This window comes from Tenacibaculum profundicola, from assembly GCF_057220795.1.
In genome coordinates this window covers 2519630-2540731 of record NZ_CM170137.1, presented here as the reverse complement: position 1 = coordinate 2540731, position 21102 = coordinate 2519630, and the positions used below count along the sequence as shown (strand labels likewise).

Annotated in this window: 15 protein-coding genes; 11 read left to right on the top strand and 4 right to left on the bottom strand. The window is 33.7% G+C overall.

Annotation, left to right across the window (positions count from 1 at the left end):
- Positions 1 to 28: 28 nt before the first annotated feature.
- Both AC2TDS_RS10885 and AC2TDS_RS10880 read right to left on the bottom strand, forming a co-directional pair.
- The gene (locus AC2TDS_RS10885) at positions 29 to 2092 is read right to left on the bottom strand and encodes a PepSY-associated TM helix domain-containing protein (protein ID WP_484735615.1); all 2064 of its coding nucleotides are present in this window, start codon (positions 2090 to 2092) and stop codon (positions 29 to 31) included.
- Positions 2093 to 2805: 713 nt separating this feature from the next.
- Positions 2806 to 5226: a TonB-dependent siderophore receptor gene (locus AC2TDS_RS10880; RefSeq protein ID WP_484735614.1), complete on the bottom strand. Its 2421-nt coding sequence runs from the start codon at positions 5224 to 5226 to the stop codon at positions 2806 to 2808.
- A 294-nt stretch (positions 5227 to 5520) separates the two neighbouring features.
- On the opposite strand from AC2TDS_RS10880, the gene AC2TDS_RS10875 reads away from it, so the two are divergent.
- The 11 genes from AC2TDS_RS10875 to AC2TDS_RS10825 all read left to right on the top strand — a co-directional run bounded on the left by AC2TDS_RS10875 (position 5521) and on the right by AC2TDS_RS10825 (position 18639).
- Positions 5521 to 6678: a homogentisate 1,2-dioxygenase gene (locus AC2TDS_RS10875; RefSeq protein WP_484735613.1), complete on the top strand. Its 1158-nt coding sequence runs from the start codon at positions 5521 to 5523 to the stop codon at positions 6676 to 6678.
- A gap of 28 nt (positions 6679 to 6706) precedes the next feature.
- Entirely contained in the window at positions 6707 to 7867 is a 1161-nt protein-coding gene (hppD, locus tag AC2TDS_RS10870; protein WP_484735612.1) for a 4-hydroxyphenylpyruvate dioxygenase, read from the top strand.
- A 203-nt stretch (positions 7868 to 8070) separates the two neighbouring features.
- Positions 8071 to 8988 carry a tryptophan 2,3-dioxygenase family protein gene (locus AC2TDS_RS10865; protein WP_484735611.1) on the top strand — a complete coding sequence of 306 codons (918 nt, stop codon included), beginning with the start codon at positions 8071 to 8073 and terminating at the stop codon, positions 8986 to 8988.
- Positions 8989 to 9081: 93 nt separating this feature from the next.
- The gene (locus AC2TDS_RS10860) at positions 9082 to 9858 is read left to right on the top strand and encodes a DUF3108 domain-containing protein (protein WP_484735610.1); all 777 of its coding nucleotides are present in this window, start codon (positions 9082 to 9084) and stop codon (positions 9856 to 9858) included.
- Between the two features lie 88 nt (positions 9859 to 9946).
- Entirely contained in the window at positions 9947 to 11227 is a 1281-nt protein-coding gene (locus AC2TDS_RS10855; RefSeq protein ID WP_484735609.1) for a M23 family metallopeptidase, read from the top strand.
- Between the two features lie 2 nt (positions 11228 to 11229).
- A complete protein-coding gene (pgi, locus tag AC2TDS_RS10850; RefSeq protein ID WP_484735608.1) occupies positions 11230 to 12822 on the top strand; it encodes a glucose-6-phosphate isomerase in 1593 nt (530 codons plus the stop codon).
- Positions 12823 to 12914: 92 nt separating this feature from the next.
- Positions 12915 to 15605 (top strand): TonB-dependent receptor, encoded by a 2691-nt coding sequence (locus AC2TDS_RS10845; RefSeq protein WP_484735607.1) that lies wholly within the window; start codon positions 12915 to 12917, stop codon positions 15603 to 15605.
- 99 nt (positions 15606 to 15704) lie between these two features.
- Positions 15705 to 16229 (top strand): hypothetical protein, encoded by a 525-nt coding sequence (locus AC2TDS_RS10840; protein ID WP_484735606.1) that lies wholly within the window; start codon positions 15705 to 15707, stop codon positions 16227 to 16229.
- A gap of 105 nt (positions 16230 to 16334) precedes the next feature.
- Entirely contained in the window at positions 16335 to 16757 is a 423-nt protein-coding gene (locus AC2TDS_RS10835) for a hypothetical protein (RefSeq protein ID WP_484735605.1), read from the top strand.
- A gap of 126 nt (positions 16758 to 16883) precedes the next feature.
- A complete protein-coding gene (locus AC2TDS_RS10830; protein WP_484735604.1) occupies positions 16884 to 17612 on the top strand; it encodes a lysophospholipid acyltransferase family protein in 729 nt (242 codons plus the stop codon).
- Between the two features lie 46 nt (positions 17613 to 17658).
- Complete coding sequence (locus AC2TDS_RS10825; protein ID WP_484735603.1) at positions 17659 to 18639, top strand: acyl-ACP desaturase; 981 nt, start codon at positions 17659 to 17661, stop codon at positions 18637 to 18639.
- 33 nt (positions 18640 to 18672) lie between these two features.
- On the opposite strand, the gene AC2TDS_RS10820 is transcribed toward AC2TDS_RS10825, so the two are convergent.
- Positions 18673 to 19464, bottom strand: a complete 792-nt coding sequence (locus AC2TDS_RS10820) for an amidohydrolase (RefSeq protein WP_484735602.1) — start codon at positions 19462 to 19464, stop codon at positions 18673 to 18675.
- 135 nt (positions 19465 to 19599) lie between these two features.
- Positions 19600 to 20874 carry a C1 family peptidase gene (locus AC2TDS_RS10815; protein WP_484735601.1) on the bottom strand — a complete coding sequence of 425 codons (1275 nt, stop codon included), beginning with the start codon at positions 20872 to 20874 and terminating at the stop codon, positions 19600 to 19602.
- Between the last annotated feature and the right edge of the window lie 228 nt (positions 20875 to 21102).

Below are 21102 nucleotides of genomic sequence, written 5' to 3'. Positions count from 1 at the left end.
AAACTAACACACGGTATATGCAAGCAATTTAACTCGCTTCTTTACGCCATTCATTAATATTTTTAATTAGAAAAGCACTTGCTACTACCAGTAATATTAAGATAAGAATTTCAGAAATATTTGACGCTTCATATATAACGGCGGTTATCACGTGATATATATTAAAAAGTCCTAAAATAATAGCCCAAATAAAAGAGGTTAACACAAACCATTTTTTTGAAACTTCAAGACTTAATAAGCCAAAGGTTAAAGCCAACCCTTCCATTAAAATACGCCATTGATGTGCCCAAAATGGGGTTTCTCCTGTTGCGCCTTCCATTACAACAGATTCTTGAAAGTATACTGTAGCCAATCCGTAAACATGATGGAAAATAAATCCAATTGCGATAAAGATCCATAAAAGTGAAATTTTTGTTCTCATAGGTATATGATTTTTGAGGTTCATTGAAATATAATTCTGAGGAGTTTTGTTGTTTTTTAAAGCTTCCTCCTCTTTTAAAGCTTTTAAGTTTTTATAATTAATTGGAGTTTTAGAAAAAGAACTTTGTTCTTTAATACTTGCTTTGGTTTTGACATAAAATAACAGGGAGAAAGAAGCTATGACTAGCCATAGTAAATCAACCAATAAAATATCAAATTGATGGTTGTAATACGTTTTCCAAATCCAGTTGCCCGTAACAATTCCGTTGCTTATCGGAATAAGAAACCCAAAAATAGCACCCAATAATAAACTGACTTTATTTGTATAGTAGTTGTCTCTTTTAAATCTAAAAAACAAAGTAAACAATAACCAGGTAATAAAGTAAAAGTAATAGATTGTTGTTTGTTTATCATGGAAATAACCATGGCTAAACTTAACAAACAGAAAAGCTAATGCGGTAACAGGAAGCATTGATAAGCACATGGCAAGATATATATGACCAATCTTTGCCGTGTATAAACGTTGCTTCAAACTCCTGCTTTTTTTGTTGCGAGCTTCAACCCATATAAGTACACCAGTAATAATAACAAAACAGGTAATAAGGGCTAAAATAAAATACACAATTTTTAAGGATTCACCCCCAAAATCTGCAAAATGTAAACGACCAATTACTCTTTGTACATCTTCTCTATAGTTTAAGAGATTCGGGTTTTTTACACCTTCTATTGCGCCTGAATAGGCATCATACGTGATTCTACCCAGTCCAATAAAGCGGTGTTTACTTTCCATTTCACCAATAATGGTATACTTCATATTAGTGCCACCATAGTTTTTTATAAAAGCCCTGGTTGGGTGAAAGTTTTCCCATCGATCAGCAGTTTTGATCACAAAATCATTAAAGCTAGGAATTTCTTGATTTGATGATGTAACCCATTCGTAATTTTTGCGTTCAGGTCGTAAATCTTCAATAAGTTTACTTTGGTTGTTATTGTATAAAAAATTAGCAGGAATTAGAACAAGCACACTAATGGCAAAATAGGCGCCAGTAACGGCAAAAATAAACTGAAAAGGTAAGCCAATAAACCCTAGAGCGGTATGAGCGTCCGTCCATAACCTTTTTAAAATAGCCTTAGGGTTAAAAGAGAAAAAGTTAGAAATAATTTTTTTCCAATGTACAATAACCCCCGTTATAATAGCAAACAGGAAAAATAAAGAGATAAAACCGGCTAAATACACCCCTATAGACGGAAATTGCTGTAAGAAATGTAGGCGAAATAAAAATTCACCCAAACTATATTGTTCAATGTAAGATTTTGTTTCTGTTGTTTGAATATCGGTATAGAAATAGTTGGCTGTTTTTCTGTTATCAGGTGCTAGAGAATCTTTGCTTGCCCCCATATAAACGTAAATATGATCGCTATTTACACCAAAATTTAGCTGTAAGTCTCTACCTGTTAATTCATGCTTTTTATGTAAAGAATCAAGTAGTTTATCAAAGTTAATATCTTTCCTTTTTGTGTAGCTAATTGATTTTCCTTCCTCCCAAATTTGTATTTCGTCTTTGAATAAAGAAAAAGCTCCAGCAAAAAAAATTACATATAATGCAATACTAATTACGATACCACTTACGGTATGCGTGTTAAAAAATATATTGTAGTTTCTAGTACTCATTAAATAAATGGGTTGTTATTGTTACTGAAAAAATAAAGGAGATATAACAGAATTATAATAATTAAATATAGACCCCATGCTTTCCATCCATTTCTAAATAGATAAGGAACAATTAATAGAGCGCACCAAACGATAAAAAACGTTAGGATAGTAGTAACTAAAGCTTCATGGTGAAAAGGAATCCAAAGAACCATTACCATATGCAATAACGCATTAATGATATAGCCCCCAATAAGGCCTGCAGATAATTTAGCAAACTTTTGCCATGGTGATTTTGTCAGATATTTAGGATTTGCAGGCATGATTAAAAAATGAATTCAATAATTAAACTGATAAGAAAAAAAACAGTAAGGTGCTTATAGGAAACAACTTTTAAGGGATAAATGATGGTGAGTAAACTTAAAATAGTCATCAGGCTTATGAACCAAAACATAAACCCTGATGTACTGCCGAAAATATAAATCGCGAAAATCAAACAGGCAGTTATTGCTAAAAAGCCAATTAATTTTGATTGTTTGGGGTTGCTTTGTAACCAGTGTTCTAAGTAACCATATTCGCGAAGTACCGCTTTTTGAGAACTAGTATATAGACACAAACAAGCAAATAAAAGAATAAGAATAAGTAGGTTTATCATGGTTGTTTATTTAATCCATAAAACTCTGGACAAATTTTTGTCCAGAGTTTATATAATATAATTTAAAGGTAATAAGGGTTTAGAATTTATAAGACAAACTACCCAAGAATGCTCGTGGTGCTTGCGGGGTTATCGTACTCCATCCTTTATAATATTCTTTATCACTTAAGTTATTTGCTTTTAAACTTACTCTAAATTTTTCTACTTCATAGTATACAGAAGCATTAAAAATGGTGTAAGCAGGAAGAATGAAATCTCCACCAATTTCAGGGTAGCCAACCATAGTATTATAATCACTTGCCCCGTTAAAACCAGCACCTAAACCAAAGTTCTTTGCAATTCCTTCTTGAAACTTATAATCAGCCCAAAAGTTATAAGAGGTTTCTGGACCCGCTTCTGCTAAACGTTGGTCTACTAAATCAGGTCTAGAATCAGATTTTGTTACCTTTGCATCATTGTAGCTAAAACCACCTCTTATATTCAGTCCAATAATTGGATTGGCATTTACTTCCAATTCAATTCCGTTACTTTTTACAGTACCATCTTGCTGTTTACCAGCACCGAATCCCATAACTTTGTCATCTACAATGATGTTGTAGTAACTAAGAGTTGCTTCAAGCTTATTGCTAAATAGATTTGTTTTTACACCAAACTCTAATTGATTAGCTCTTTCTAAATCATATGATTGAAGCACAGTTCCAGCTGCAGGATTTGAAATATCAACAGGTACTATTTCTGGATTAACATAAGTAAACCCATTTTGGTAGTTTGCAAAAACAGAAAGTTTATTCAAAATTGGTTGGTAAACCACACCTAATTTTGGAGAAAAGGTAGATTTTGTATACGCTTTTTCGTCATCTGAAGAATCATTTTTATCACCATCGTATGTAAATCTATCGTAACGAACACCAGCCATTACAGAAAGCTCAGGTAAGATATTAACTACATCAGAAATGTATCCACTTAATACATTTTGGTTGGTATCAACATTTACGTTTCCAACGCCAGTTAACACAGCATCAATATTGTTAGCATTAACAGGTAAACCATTTATAAGTTGTCCTTGAGGAGTTACCGCATTTACTGCGTTCCAATTTGAACTTCTGTCTAAAATTTGAGATTCTAAATAATCAACACCAACAACAACTCTATTACGAATATCTCCTATTTTAAAATCTCCTGTCACATTTTGTTGAATATTGAATGTGTTCGTTTCTGCATCTGTTTTTTGAGCATACAGTGCAAATACAGGTAAGGCTACTGGGCTTACTGGATTTGACCAATCAGCAGGATTCCATAAGTAGGTATAATAACCATTTGATTTCGCATTTCCGCCTGCAACAATAGTTTGTGAAGACCAATTATCAGAAATTTTATATGCTATTTCACCTCTGTAGTTTTGTGTTGGGTTTTTGATTGAAACATCATTGCTAGTCAATGATTTATTACGATCGTAATTAAGTTCATCTAAATTATTAAATGCTAACGGAGCATACCTGTTTAAAAACAAAAACGTTTGGTTGGTTTGATCAGTTGCAGATAATTCGTAGTTAAAGTTTAATGTTAATCTATTATTTACTTTATATGATACTGCAGGTGCAATAAACAACGATTTTCTAAAACCAGCGTCTTGGAAGCTATCTTCAGTTTGGTATCCAGCATTAAAACGCAAAGAGATATCTTCATTCTCTTCTAAATTTGTATTGAAATCAACCGTTAATTTCTTGAAGCCAAAAGAACCTCCTCCAACGGTGATGTTTCCACCTGTTCCTTGGTATGGCTTTTTGGTAACTACATTAATTAAACCTCCGTATGAAGTAAGAGTACTTCCAAATAACGTAGCCGATGGCCCTTTAATTACTTCAATTCGCTCTACATTATCAGGATTTATAAATCCGTTGGTAATACCTGCAACACCATTCACTAATTGTGGCTGTGCTGCAAAACCTCGCATTGAGTAATAACCTGCACCATCACCAGCTCTACCAGTAGATGACCAAAGTTTTTCAACTCCTGTTGTGTTTTTTAAAGCTTCTTCAAAACTCACAACATTTTGTGAAATTAGTAACTGATTAGTTACGGTACTATACACTTGAGCGTTTTCAATGTTTTTCAATGGAAGTTTGGCTACATAAGCCGATTTTTTCCTTGAGAACTTGTTGCCTCTGTTGGTGTCAACTGTAACTTCTTTTAATAATTCATTACCTTCATATAAAGTAATAGATAAGTCACTAGCTGTGTCATTGTTCAGAGCGATTGTTTTCGTTTTAAAACCAACATATGATATCACTAAAGTTTGATTCTCTTGTGAATCGCGTTTTAGTTTGAACATACCATTCTCATCAGTTTGAGTGCCAATTTGGGTTCCTTTAATAAATACGGTCACCCCTATTAAAGGTTCTTCGTTATTGTCGTTTACTGTTCCGCTAATAACGCCCCCTTGTGCCATTGCTGTTGCTATTGTTAAGAATAGCAAGATAGCAGTTGTTAAGCCTTTCATTGTTTTAATTTAGATTTAATAAAATTTACAGATGCAAAAATATTTCATAAAAAATGAACAACAAAACTTATTTAGAACAATTTTAAATAAAAATATTTAATGTTTTGATTTTTGGGTATTTGATTAATCGATTGGAATATTCTGTATATTTGTGATAAGAATTATTAACAATGATGGTTTGTAAACCTTTTGATGGCTTACTAATGCTACTGAAGTTTCTTATGAAAAGAAACCCGGAGTGACTTTAGATTTAGAGAAAATGAATTAAGTATTAATCTTTAAATCAAAAAAACGATGCCTTTTTATCATAAATTAGGAAAAATACCACCCAAACGCCATACTCAGTTTCGTAAGAAAAATGGCAATTTATACTACGAGCAGTTATTTGGTACAATTGGTTTTGACGGAATGTCAACAAACATGTACCATGAACATAGACCAACCATGGTCAAAGAAATCAAAAAACAATATAGTGTTGAACCGAAAATAGCAAAGGCTAATAATATTCAATCATATCGTTTGAGAGGGTTTCAAGTACCTCAAGTAGAAGATTATTTAGAAAGTAGAAAAGTGGTGCTAACCAATTCAGATTGTAACATCATTTTATCGGCTCCTAAAAAATCCACAAAAGATTATTTTTATAAAAACACCGACGCAGATGAAGTAATATTCATTCATAAAGGATCTGGTAAACTGCGTACCATGCTAGGAAATATCGATTTTAAGTATGGTGATTATTTGGTGATACCGAGAGGTGTGATTTATAAGTTAGATTTTAACGATGAAGATAACCGTTTGTTTATCGTTGAATCGTATGCTCCTGTCTACACTCCCAAACGTTATAGAAACTGGTTTGGACAATTGTTAGAACACTCTCCTTATTGTGAGAGAGATATTCGTCAACCTTATGAACTTGAAACCTATGACGAAAAAGGAGACTTTTTAATGAAAATTAAAAAGAAAAATGAACTTATTGAAATGGTGTACGCATCACATCCGTTTGATGTGGTAGGGTACGACGGGTTTAATTACCCATATGCATTTTCTATTCACGATTTTGAACCGATTACCGGACGTATACATTTACCGCCTCCTATTCATCAAACATTTGAAAGTGCAGGTTTTGTAATTTGTAGTTTTGTACCTCGTTTGTACGATTATCACCCCGATTCTATACCAGCACCATACAACCATAGTAATATTGATTCTGATGAGGTTTTGTATTATGTTGATGGAGATTTTATGAGTAGAAATGATATTGCTCCTGGACATATTTCGTTACATCCAGCAGGGATACCGCATGGCCCACACCCAGGCGCAACAGAGAGAAGTATCGGTGAAACAGTAACGGAAGAATTAGCGGTAATGGTTGATACATTTAAGCCATTAATGGTTACAGAGGAAGCTATGAAAATAGCAGATGAAGATTATTATAAATCTTGGCTTGAGTAGTATTCATTAATTTACAAATTAGAAAGAAATGTCAAAAGAAATAAAATCAGTAAACTACGGTTTAGAAAAAATATTTGAAGGAGCACAAGATTTCCTTCCACTTTTAGGAACAGATTATGTAGAATTTTATGTTGGAAATGCTAAACAAGCAGCGCATTATTACAAAACTGCTTTTGGTTTTCAATCACATGCATATAAAGGCTTAGAAACAGGATCAAAAGATGCGGTAAGTTATGTGTTGAAACAAGATAAAATTCGACTGGTACTAACAACGCCATTAAATAGTAAATCACCAATTAATGACCACATTGTGAAGCATGGTGATGGTGTGAAGGTTGTTGCGTTGTGGGTAGAAGACGCACGTGCTGCTTGGAAAGAAACAACTTCCAGAGGTGCTAAGTCATATATGGAACCTACGGTTGAAAAGGATGAAAACGGGGAGGTAGTTCGATCAGGAATTTATACCTATGGTGAAACCGTACACATGTTTGTTGAACGCAAGAACTATACAGGAGTATTCTTACCTGGTTTCATGGAATGGAACCCGGATTATAATCCGCCAAGCGCAGGGTTAAAGTTTATTGATCACATGGTAGGAAATGTAGGTTGGGGCCGAATGGATACATGGGTGAAATGGTATGAAGAGGTAATGGGGTTTGAAAATTTCTTATCCTTTGATGATAAACAAATTCATACAGAATACTCTGCCTTAATGAGTAAAGTAATGAGTAATGGGAATGGTAGGGTGAAGTTTCCAATTAATGAACCAGCCAAAGCGGCAAAGCGATCACAAATTGAGGAATACCTAGATTTTTATGAAGGAGAAGGTGTGCAGCATATTGCGGTTGCAACAGATGATATTATTAAAACAGTAGCCCAGCTAAAAGCGAATGGCGTAGAGTTTTTACCGCCACCGCCCCAGTCATATTATGATATGATCCCTGAACGTTTAGGAGTACATATGGATATTATGAAAGAAGACATCTCTAGATTACAGGAATTATCCATCTTAGTAGATGCCGATGAAGAAGGGTATTTGTTGCAAATATTTACAAAACCAGTGGAAGACAGACCAACACTATTCTTTGAAATAATTCAAAGAATGGGAGCCAGAGGGTTTGGTGCTGGAAATTTTAAAGCCTTGTTTGAATCTATCGAAAGAGAACAACAACAGAGAGGCACATTATAATGTTGTAAAAGTAAAAACAGATAAAATCAGAAAAAGCCAAGGGAGAAATACAGTTCTTTCTTGGTTTTATTGTAATAGTATGAAAAGTGTCTTTGCATATACACCGAAGTTTAATTTTAAGAATATAAAATCTCCCTACTCCTAGAGTGCGCTGTTTATTACAACTATAATATAGCGTAAATTAAAGTTAAAAAGACATAAAAATGGATAAAGAAGAAATATTAAAATCAATAGAAGGCAAATACAAGGAATTAGGAGTTCCAATGGAAGCAATGCTAGAAGGATTGCTATGGAGTAAACCGATTACCTACTGGGATTATATTCAAACAGATGCGCTTTTAGGATTGCAAATTCCTCGAACAACACAGCCAGATGAAATGGTTTTTATAATGTACCATCAGGTAAATGAATTGTTGTTTAAAATGATTTTGTGGGAAATCGATCAGGTAGCAAAGTCTGATGAAATTTCTGCTGAAAAATTCTCAAAACACTTAATGCGTATAAGTCGTTATTTTGATATGCTGTGCAGTTCTTTTTCGGTAATGGCCGATGGAATGGATGTAGAGCAGTATTTAAAGTTTAGACATACCTTAACACCTGCTAGTGGGTTTCAAAGCGCACAGTACCGCAAAATAGAATTTGCATCTACAGAGCTTATCAACTTAATAGATGCTCGTTTTAGAGATACAATTGATAGAGACTCGTCATTTAAAAACGCGTATGATCACTTGTATTGGCAGGCAGCAGGAAAAAACTATACCACAGGTCAAAAAACAACCCTACTGAAACTTTTTGAAAAGAAGTATATGGGGGAGTTTATCGATTTTATGGAAGACTATAATGAATGTAATCTTTCGTCAAAATTTAAACAACTGCCTAAAAATGTTCAGGAAGATGAAACGCTGATAAAGGCTATGCGCCATTATGACTATGCGGTGAATGTAAAATGGGTAATGGCACATTATAACGCTGCTGGAAAATATTTAGGAGGAGATGATACCGCTCTGGAAGCAACAGGAGGGAGTAATTGGCGTAAGTACTTGCATCCAAAATATCAAAGAAGAATATTTTTTCCCTATTTATGGAGCAAAGAAGAACTAAAAAACTGGGGAACGTTCTAAAGAGTAAGAAAAAACCATTGATTTTCTATAAAGTCAGTGGTTTTTTGCTTTTGGAATAGTAATTGGTTATCAAAATTCATAAGTTTGATTATTATGAAAAAACACAACATATTGATATTGTTATTTTGTGTAACAATACACCTCAGTGCCCAAGAAAAAAAAATTGCCTTTAAAGGAGGTGAATGGTTGCGGTATAAAATGAGCTACAGTGGTTTTCTGAAGGCAGGTACGGCTGTTTTAGAACTAAAAGAAGAAAAACTAAAAAATAAAGATGTTATTCACGCTATAGGGAAAGGATGGACCTCTGGCATGATAAGCTGGGTTTTTGAAGTTAATGACACCTACGAAAGCTACTTTAGCTTTGGAGAGGTACACCCTTATTTATTTAAAAGAGATATTGACGAAGGAGGATACAAAAAGAGAAAAAGTGTAACCTTCAATTATGTTGACAGCACAGCGTACGTTCAAGATTTTATAAAACAAAAAGACAGTATTATTTCGATAAAAAAACCACAAGATCTGATTTCTACCTTTTACTTCTTAAGAAATCATGACACAAAGAAGATGAAAAAAGGAGATGAAATAAGTGTTGACGTGTTTTTTGACGATAAAAGCTACCCTTTTAAGTTGCGGTTTTTAGGATATGAAATATTGAAAACTAAATTTGGAAAAGTAAAAACACAAATGTTCCGCCCTTTCGTTCAAGCGGGTAGGGTGTTTAAAGCAAAAGAAAGTGTAACCGTTTGGATAACTGCGGATGATAATAAGATTCCTGTGAAAATGAAAGCGTCGTTGTCCGTTGGATCACTCAGAGCAGAATTAGAAGCGTATAAAGGGCTGGCAAACCCGTTTGAAATAATTGTAGACTGATTATAAGTTGTTCAAGTATTGTTAAAGTGTAAAATACAATTATTTATATTTGTATTTTTGCAAATATTGGCAATTTAAAACAACCTCCTTGAAAAAAACAATTTTACTACTACTATTAATGATGGCTTTTTTATCTTGTAAGAAAGAAGATAAAAAAGAATTAGAAGAAATAAAGACCATTGAAAAGATCGAACCTGTATTTTTATATGGGTATAATTTAGATAATTTCAATGTGGTTAATGATACCATAAAAAACGGGGAAAGTTTTGGAGGTATTCTAGATAAGCATCACGTGATGTATCCAAAAATTAATAAGATTGCAACGACTATAAAAGATACATTTGATGTTAGAAGGGTTAGGTCTGGTAAAACTTACACAATTTTAACAACAAAAGACTCCATACAAAAAGCACAGGTTTTTATTTATAAACACAATAAAATTGCCGCAACGATTATCGATTTTAAAGATTCTGTAATCTCAGCCTATAAATATAGAAAGAAGGTAAAAACATTAGAAAAAGAAATTGTTGGTGAAATTAACTCTAGTTTATCAGTTACCATGGATAGCTTAGGCTTGAAACCAACATTGACAAATACCGTGGCGGATATCTACGCTTGGACCTTAGATTTTTATAGGTTGCAAAAAGGAGATAGATTTAAATTGATCTATGAAGAAAAATATATTAATGACACAACCTTTGTTGGATATGGTGAGGTAAAAGCGGCTCTGTTTAACCATAAAGGAGAAGATTTATATGCGTATAAATTTGTGGCTGATACAATTAAAAATATTGCCGAGTATTATGACGAAAAAGGGAACATGTTACGTAGTACATTTTTAAAATCTCCCATAAAATTCCAATATAGAATATCATCAAGATATAATTTACGAAGAAGAATTAAGTTGTATGGAAATAGAGTTAGACCCCATAAAGGTACTGATTTTGCAGCTCCATACGGCACGCCCATTATGTCAACGGCCAATGGAACCGTGGTTGAATCTGCTAGGAGAGGTGGGAATGGAAACTATGTAAAGGTAAAACACAACAGTACGTACACCACACAATACTTGCATATGAAAAGAAGAAAGGTGCGCGTTGGTGATTTTGTAAAGCAAGGAGATATTATTGGTTGGGTTGGAATGACAGGTAATACAAGTGGCCCTCATGTTTGTTATCGTTTTTGGAAAAACGGAAGGCAGGTAGATCCTTTTAGGCAAAAGTTGCCTTCTGCTAAGCCTTTAGAAGATAGTATAAAACCGAGGTATTTCGAGTTTATAAAACCTTTAAAAAAGCATTTAGACAGTGTTAGTTTTTTTAAAAAAACAGATACTATCCTTGTTGAAAAAGAAATACTAGCTTTAAATTAATAATGGCATTGAAAAATATCAACCCAACCACAACAGAAGCCTGGAAAGAATTACAACAACAGTATTTAGAAGCAAAAGATTTCCAACTTAAAAATCTATTTCAGACAAATAAAAAAAGAAAAAAAGAACTTTCTATTAGGTTCGACGATCTGTATGTTGATTATTCTAAAAATCATGTTACTGAAGAAATAATGAATACTCTTATTTCTCTAGCTGAAGAAATGGATCTTAAAGAAGCTATTGAAAACTATTTTTCGGGAGACACCATAAATGTAACAGAAAATAGATCAGTGCTTCATACAGCCCTAAGGAGCAGTAGCGATGAACCAATATTCGTAGAAGGAAAAGATATAACACCAAAAATAAAAACTGCGCTAAGGAAAATAAAAGCTCTGACAAACAAGGTTCTTTCTGGAAAATGGAAAGGATATACGGGTAAACCTATAACAGATATCGTTAACATAGGTATTGGAGGGTCTGACTTTGGACCAAGTATGGTGGTAGAAGCCTTAGCGTATTATAAGAACAAGTTAAACACTCATTTTATTTCAAATGTAGATGGAGACCATGTTTTTGAAACATTAAAAAAGGTGGATCCCGAAACAACTCTTTTTATTGTCGTTTCAAAATCGTTTACCACGCAAGAAACAATAACAAACGCTAATACGATAAGAGACTGGTTTTTAAAATCGGCAACAGTCTTTGATGTAGCTAAGCATTTTATTGCTGTTTCCTCTAATTTAGATGCAGTGGTAAATTTCGGAATAGACAAAAAGAATATATTGCCGATGTGGGATTGGGTCGGTGGCCGTTTTTCTTTATGGTCTGCCGTTGGTTTGTCAATTAGTTTATCGGTAGGTTTTGATAATTTCAAAGAATTATTGAATGGAGCTGAAAAAATGGACAAGCATTTTAGAAACACAGATTTTTCTGAAAATATTCCAATAGTACTAGCATTGTTAAGTGTATGGTACAATAACTTTTTTTGTTGTGAAACAGAGGCTGTTTTTAGTTATTCACAATATTTGAGTAAACTACCCAACTATTTACAACAGGGGTTTATGGAAAGTAACGGAAAAGGAGTTGATAGAAATGGTAAAGAAATCAACTACCAAACCGGAGGCGTAATCTGGGGAGGAGTAGGAACGAATATGCAACATTCATTTATGCAGTTGTTGCACCAAGGAACAAAAATTATACCGGCTGATTTTATTGGGTTTAAAAAATCATTATACGGAGAAACACAGCACCACGACATCTTGATGGCTAATTTTTATGCGCAGTCTCATGCTTTGGCCTATGGAAGCACAAAGGAAGAAGTGCATTTAGAACTAAAGATGGAAGGAAAACTTAATCAATTGTCTAGTTTACTGCCGTATAAAATTTTTAAAGGAAATAAACCATCCAATACGATTCTTTTAGAAAACCTGACTCCGAAATCTTTAGGAATGTTAATTTCTATGTATGAACATAAAATATTTGTTCAGGGTGTTTTATGGAATATCTATTCTTTTGACCAGTTTGGTGTAGAACTAGGTAAAAAATTGGCAAATAATATATTAAAATCTCAAAAAGAACAAAACTCAAAAACTTAATAAAATGTTAAAAATTTAACATTAAGTTAATACAGTACTTGTGTAAAAACGAGAATTTTGCCAAAGTTATTTAATAACAATTAGATTATACAATGAAAAAATTTAAAAATGTATTATTTGTAGCACTGTTTTTTATAACAGCTACAGTTTTAGGGCAAACACAAATCACGGGTAAGGTGCTTGACGAAATGGGTGAACCACTTCCAGGTGCTAATGTTGTAGTTAAGGGGACTACTAATGGTACGGCAACTGATTTCGACGGAAAGTTTATGTTAAACACCAAAGCTTCAACAGGAGTAGTGGTAATATCTTTTGTTGGATACGATACCAAAGAAGTAACCTTTACTTCTAGAGACTTAGGTGTAATTGAGTTACTTCCTTCTAACATTTTAGGAGAGGTTGTAATTACTGGATTAATTGATGTGGCTAAAAATAGAGAAACACCAGTGGCTGTTTCTACTATTAAAGCAGCTGAAATTCAAGAAAAATTAGGTTCGCAAGAATTTCCAGAGCTTTTAAATGCTACCCCTTCGGTATATGCTACGAAATCAGGAGGAGGTTATGGTGATGCACGTATTAACATTCGTGGGTTTTCGCAAGAGAACATTGCAGTACTTATAAACGGTGTACCAGTTAATGACATGGAAAACAGTAGAGTTTACTGGTCAAACTGGGCAGGGTTGTCAGATGTGACAACAGCAATGCAGGTACAAAGAGGTTTAGGGTCTTCTAAATTAGCAATTTCTTCTGTGGGAGGTACAATTAACATTGTTACCAAAACAACAGATAAGAAAGAAGGAGGTTCAGTTTTAGCTTCTTATGGTAATGATAATTACTTAAAGACCTTAGCTACCTATTCAACAGGTAAAAACGAAAACGGGTTTGCTTCATCATTTTTATTAAGTAGAACTGCTGGAGACGGTTATGTAGATGGAACTGAGTTTGAGGGATATAATTACTTCATAGGTCTTGGTTGGGAGTTAAATGACGATCACGATTTTCAGTTTATGTTAACGGGAGCACCACAAACTCATAATCAAAGAACAACGAGTTTCTATAATATGGCAACTCTTGCAGATTATTTGAAATATGGAAAAAAATACAACTATAATCACGGATACCTTAATGGTGAAGAGTTTAACTGGAGAAAGAACTTTTATCATAAACCTGTAATTTCTTTAAACTGGAATTGGGATATCAATGATAATTCATCGTTATCAACTTCAGCGTACGTTTCTTTCGGACGTGGTGGCGGAACAGGTGATATAGGTAGGTTACCAGGCTATAATTTTGCTTCGAGCTCAATTTATAGAAATCCTTCTTCTGGTCACGTAATGTGGGATAAAATTGTAAAGTATAACCAAGGAGAAACAGTAACTTTTTCTGATGGTCAAGAATACACAAGACCTAATGATGGAGGAATTAACGATTCTAGAGATAATGGTTTAACGAGAAGAGCTTCTATTAATTCACATAACTGGTTCGGATTATTATCTAATTTTAACACAAAATTATCTGACGAATTTACGCTTGATGTTGGTATTGATTTAAGAGATTATACAGGTATTCACTATAGAAGAATTGATAACTTACTAGGAGCGAATGGATATAGAGTTTCAGGTAACGAAAATAATTTAGACGCTGTATATACAACAGAGTATTCTTCAGACTTATCAAGTTTATGGAATGTATTAAAAAGTACAGATAGCGAAGAAAAAATCGATTATCACAATGATGGTAAGGTACGTTGGTATGGAGCTTTTGCTCAGTTAGAGTATAAGAGTGATGATATTTCTGCGTTTATTCAAGGAGCAGCATCGATTCAAGGATTTAAAAGAATTGATTATTTTAACTACTTAGATTCAGATCCAGCACGTGAAACAGATTGGCAAAACTTGTTTGGAGGGAATTTAAAAGGAGGTATTAACTGGAACATCGATGAAAATCACAATGTTTTTGGAAATATCGGATACTACTCTAAACAGCCATTTTTTGATGCAATATTCTTAAACTATAGAAATGACATTAATGAAGATCCTCGTAACGAAAAAGTATTTGGAGCAGAGATAGGATATGGTTATAGAACTGAAAGGTTTAAATTAAATGTAAACTTATATAGAACGGAGTGGAAAGATAGATTTGTTCGTGTTGATTATGAAGATCCAATTACTGGAGATGAAGGAAGAGCAGATATTCAAGGAGTTGCACAAAACCATATGGGTATAGAAGTTGATGGAGTGTATGATATTACTGATAAAGTTAGTCTTTTTGGTATGGTATCTGTAGGTGATTGGGAGTATGCTAATAACGTGGAAGGAACAGCTTTTGACAATAATCAGAACCCTCTTGGAACGGCTCCTTTATATTTAGAAGGTGTTAAAGTTGGTGATGCAGCACAAAGCACTGGAAGATTAGGTATTGAAGCTGAATTATTCGATGGGTTTAAAGTTGATTACTCACAAAGATATATTGACAGACTTTATGCAAGAGTAAATGCTGATGATTTCGGTAATGTTGATCATGACGGATCGTTAAGATTACCTGGGTATTCTTTAGCAGATTTAGGGTTTTCTTATAAATTTGACCTTAGAGGAGATAATGACCAGTCGTTAAACTTACGATTAAATATCAATAACTTATTTGATCAAGAGTATATTGCTGAGTCTGCAACAAACTATTTTGCAAACCCAGGAGATACTACTTACAATGGAGTAAATACGAGTAATAAAGTTTTCTTTGGATTCGGTACTACATGGAATTTCTCATTAAGATATAATTTCTAATTCACAGAAACTAAATAGATAGTATAAACCACCTCATTTGAGGTGGTTTTTTTATGGTAAATTCAGTAAATTTGCCGCCAACATATTTTTAAAATTAAGATGATAAAGTGTATTCGTTCGTGCCAGGTTTTTATAGTTTTATTAGGAATGGTATTTGCTGCCGCAAATGCTTTTTCAAAAGATGCTAGTACCGTATGTTTTAGAAAGGGATTTAATGATTTGATAAACTCCAATGTAAATTCAAAAGAGATCCTAGTTTTGGGGTGCGACTTTGACAATACAAAAGTGTATCAAAATTCTACGGTTTCTGGTCATGGCTCGTTATTTGCCTTTACTTCTAAAGTTGTGGTTCAAGATGGAATAAAAGAATATACGCTAACAGACAATGATTATGCACTCGTTGGAAATGGAGGTTTTAGTAATTTTGATATAAGAGAAGGCTATGATGAAGAAACAATTACGGTGAGGTTAGCAAAAATTAATAAAGTACTACTTCATAATTTCCCTGATTACAAGAAAGGGCAAAAAATAGCTGTTTCTTATAACGTATGGAAGCCAGAAGACGATGTTTTTGTGATGCATGTTGTACATAACGGTACTAAGTATGTATTACAAAAAAAATAAGGCTTTTATAGCATAAAACTAATATTTGAAACCACCTTTTGTGAAGGTGGTTTTTTGTGAACAAAAATCAGTAAGTTTGTAACTACAAAAACAAACAATCTTATCATGAAAACAATCCATTCTTATTGGGCTTATATTGTATTAGTAGTGCTCATTATTACGGTAGTGAAAGCGGTTATAGGTTTAATACAAAAAAAAGAATTTACACACAAAGAATTTCGATTAGGGCTTTTTACATTAATAACGAGTCATATACAGTTGCTTATCGGTTTAGGATGGTATTTTATGTCGCCTTGGTTTAAAGCATTAAAAACCAATGGAGGAGAAGTAATGAAAGATTCAGGTACTCGATTGTTGGCTATAGAGCACCCACTAGTTATGATTACAGCTATCGTGTTAATCACCATAGGGTGGTCTAAACATAAAACACAAGTGAAAAGTGAAGCTAAATTTAAAACCTTTACTATTTTTTATGGTATCGCTTTATTGCTAATACTATCAAGAATTCCTTGGACCAATTGGTTTTAAACTAAATATATAGCCTTACTTAAATCCTATTTTATATTTTTGCAGTGATTTTAACATGAGTCGTAATCATTATGAGTAGCATATCTAACGATTACGCCAAGTACGAATGTTATAAAATTTAAACATATGAAAATAATTAGCTATATATTATCACCAATTTTTGCATTGGTGTTTTTACTACTGCTATTAGTATTCCATCCATTACAATGGATAGGTTTTAATATTTTTGGTCAGAAAGGACATCAGAAGGTGGTAGATGTTTTAAATTGGTTTTTAGTAAAATCACTTTTATTATTGGGCGTTCGAGTTCAATTAGAGAACAACCAAGTATTACCGGAGAACACCAGTTTAATTTTTGTTTCTAACCATCAAAGCACCTTTGATATCCCGCCAATTATTTGGTATTTTAGAAAATATTTCCCTAAATTTGTGTCTAAGAAGGAGTTAGGGAAAGGTATACCGAGCGTTTCTTATAACTTAAGGCATGGAGGTGCAGCATTGATTGATAGAAAAGATGGGAAGCAAGCATTGGTTGAATTGGCAAAGTTTTCTAAAAGAATACAAAAAAATAAATGGTCAGCAGTAATATTCCCTGAAGGAACAAGAAGCAGAACAGGTAAACCCAAGTCTTTTGCTATGAATGGATTAAAGATGATTGTGAAATATAATCCAGATGCATACGTTGTTCCATTAACAATCAATAACTCTTGGAAAACATTTAGGTATGGTAAATTTCCTTTAGGAATAGGTAGCCCAATAAAAATAGTTACCCACCCACCTATAAAAGTAGATAGCTTACCTTTTGATGAATTAATTCAAAAGGTTGAATCAACAGTAAAAGCGTCAATTAAGTAAACAACAAACAACAAACAATACTAATATAAAACCCCTAGACTTTACTATGTCAATACAGAACATAAGAAAAGAAGTGATGCAAACGCTGGAGAAGAATATTGACAGCTTTGTAGATAAATTCTTAATCCCTATAGAAAAAATATGGCAACCCACTGACTTTTTACCGAACTCACAGAGCGATAGCTTTATTGATGAGGTTAAAGAAATCCAAGAAATATCTAAAGAATTAGATGATGATTTTTGGGTAGTATTAGTAGGTGATACCATTACAGAAGAAGCCTTACCTACCTACGAGTCATGGTTGCTAGATTTAGACGGGGTAACCCAACAACCGGATAACGGATGGGCAAAATGGGTACGTGCTTGGACAGCCGAAGAAAATCGTCATGGAGATGTTTTGAACAAATATTTGTATTTGTCAGGACGTGTAAATATGCGTGAAGTTGAAATAACGACACAACATTTAATTTCTGACGGATTCGACATCGGAACTGCTACAGATCCGTATAAGAACTTTGTGTATACCAGTTTTCAGGAGCTAGCAACGTATATTTCTCATTTGAATGTGGCAAAACTAGCAAAGAAAAAAGGACATAAAGCCTTGGCAAAAATGTCTAGAATTATTGCAGGAGACGAAATGCGCCATCATGTAGCGTATTCTGAATTTGTAAAAGAAATATTTAAGATAGACCCGAGTGAAATGATGTTGGCTTTTCAGCATATGATGAAGCATAAAATTGTGATGCCAGCAATGCATTTACGAGAATCTTTTGGAGCTAAAGGAAGTTTGTTTGACGATTTTTCTGCAGTAGCCCAAAGAATTGGTGTTTATACAGGATTTGATTATGTAGATATCTTAAGAAAACTAAATGCTACTTGGGAAATAGACAAGATGACTAACCTTACCCCAGAGGCAGAAAAAGCACGTGATTTCTTAATGAAATTACCAGATAGAATGTATCGAATTACAGAACGTATTGTAGTGCCAGATACAAAGTTTAATTTTAAATGGATGATCCCAGCATAAGAATATAAAAAGGCAACCTCAAGGTTGCCTTTTTTATTGTATTTGAAAAAAGTCTCTATCTTCTAAGAATCTGAACTTGTTTCTGAGTACATTTTGACGTTTTTTATCCAAGTTTAGGTATAAAACCGTTTCGTTTCCGAGGTCGTTTTTAACCAAACAATTTCCTAAAGTATCGTAACAAACAGAATTTCCTGTATATTCATATTGGTTAGCATCTACCCCTACTCTATTCACGCCAATAGTATAGCTCATATTTTCAATAGCACGGGCTTTTAATAAGGTATCCCAAGCGCTAATTCTCGGTTTGGGCCAACTGGCAATATACAATAACAAGTCGTAATTTTCTGTGTTTCTTGCCCAAACCGGAAACCGCAAATCATAACAAATCAAAGGGCAGATCTTCCATCCTTTATAGTCAACAAGTATTTTTTCTTGACCAGCAGTATACATCTTGTGTTCATTAGCCAAGGTAAAAGTGTGCTTTTTATCGTAAAAGTCAATCGAACCCGAAGGATGCACAAAAAGTAATCGATTCGTATACCTCTTTTCATGCTGAACAAGCGTTTCCATAACAATACTTCCAGTAATGGCTGCGTTTTTAGAACGGGCTAAACGCTGCATCCATTGAATGGTTTCACCGTTCATAGTTTCTGCAATTTTTGGGGCATTCATGGTAAAACCAGTGGTAAACATTTCAGGAAGTACTATTAAATCGACAGGATTATGAAGGGCTAAAATTTTTTCCTGAAACGCTTTTCTGTTCTCCTCTGGATTTTCCCAAACTAAATCTGATTGTACTAATGCTACTTGGAGTGTTGCCGCCATAACCTGTTTTAAAATCTAAAATACAACTACTCAAAACTAAGGTAAATTTTGTAGACTTTAGCAGTCTGCCAAATAACTTTTTAATACAAGATTGACCTTTTAATATATCTTTCTAAGTATATTTTCGGGTTAAAATCAATTCATTCCACCACTTTGATTGTTAGAAAGATATATTGTTTTTTGCTTCCAAGGCGTCCATATATTGTTTTTTTTAGCTCTTACTTTAATAGTAACTAAACCGTTTACATAAGGGCTTACTAGTACACTTGACATTGTAGTACCTTGAACCTCTGAGGTTGTATAGGCATTTGCAACTTCCCACTCCCATTCATCAACCAGTAAATTGCTGTTGATAGAAACTTTAGCGTATAACATATTACCAATCCATATATGGTGTAATACTGTTCCTATAGGCGAAAGAGTTAAGGTTGGAGAACTACTTGTGATGCACTGAATTGTAGGATCTACATTAAAAGGAGAAGTAGTAGAAAGTGTGTTATTTTTCAGTATGTTTTCTACCCGATACAGCGCTATTTCTCCTGATGAAAGTAAGTCTAAAAATACGGTGTCTGATAGCATTTTTTCCCCATCAGGAAACCAGCTATCCTTCATGATCCATTTGGTAGTTAAATTAGCGCCATTTTCCCAACCAATTATTGAATAGGCGTGATACGATAGGTTTTCCATTTCTGCATTCTGATAGTTTTTGAACTTTTGAAGGGTATAGCCAGTAGTTGTTTGAGTATTAGTTACTTTTATAATAACGGGTCCTTTTGTTAATAGTATGTTTTTTAGCTGGTTGACAGAATATATATTCGATAGCTCTATTACGTTTGAAACGGAGATATAATCATGATTCGCAATAGGTGATCCACAGGTGTTTTCTATCATACCTATGGGAGGAGCGTAGCTCTCATCTAAACTAATCTTAAAATTCAGTTCATTGTCAATGCAGTTTAGCGCCGTTGATCTAAAACCATTATATGCAGTATTAAACCAGCTATTTACATTGGGCAAGTACATACTTTGAGATGAAAGTTGTTTAGGAATACGAAATCCTGACTCTAATGTGTTTTTATAGGCTACCATGTCACCAACAAAAACCTTCATGTCTAAATAAGCATCCGAAAGTATTATGGGCGTTGGTTCATTAAATTCAACCATATACATGGTTTCTAATGCAGCATTAAAGGCGTATGCTAAACAAGGTCCTTGAAATGGCTGATTGCGTTGAGGTGTTGTGAAACTCCTTGTTCCTGTTTCTGTTTTTACTTTTTCCCATGAAAACTCACAGGGTATAACACTGATTTGTGAGACGGGTTTTGCACGTTGATAAGCTGCGACATTCCATTGCGCATGTGCTAAGGTTATGCTTGATAGTAATACAAACAATAATAATTTATCCTTCATAGATATTGGTTTTAGGATGTAATATGATTTACAAATAAATACTTCGCATATCTATTATTTCTTTTGTAGCTATTTTTGCGTTATAAAACTTAACCATAGCTTGGCTATGCTAACGTTTTATGCCTTATACAAACTTAAAATAATTCAATACCTATATACTAAATATTTATCTGTAAATCGTATAATAGATTTGCTCATGTATAATTCGGACTGATAGGTATATAGTAG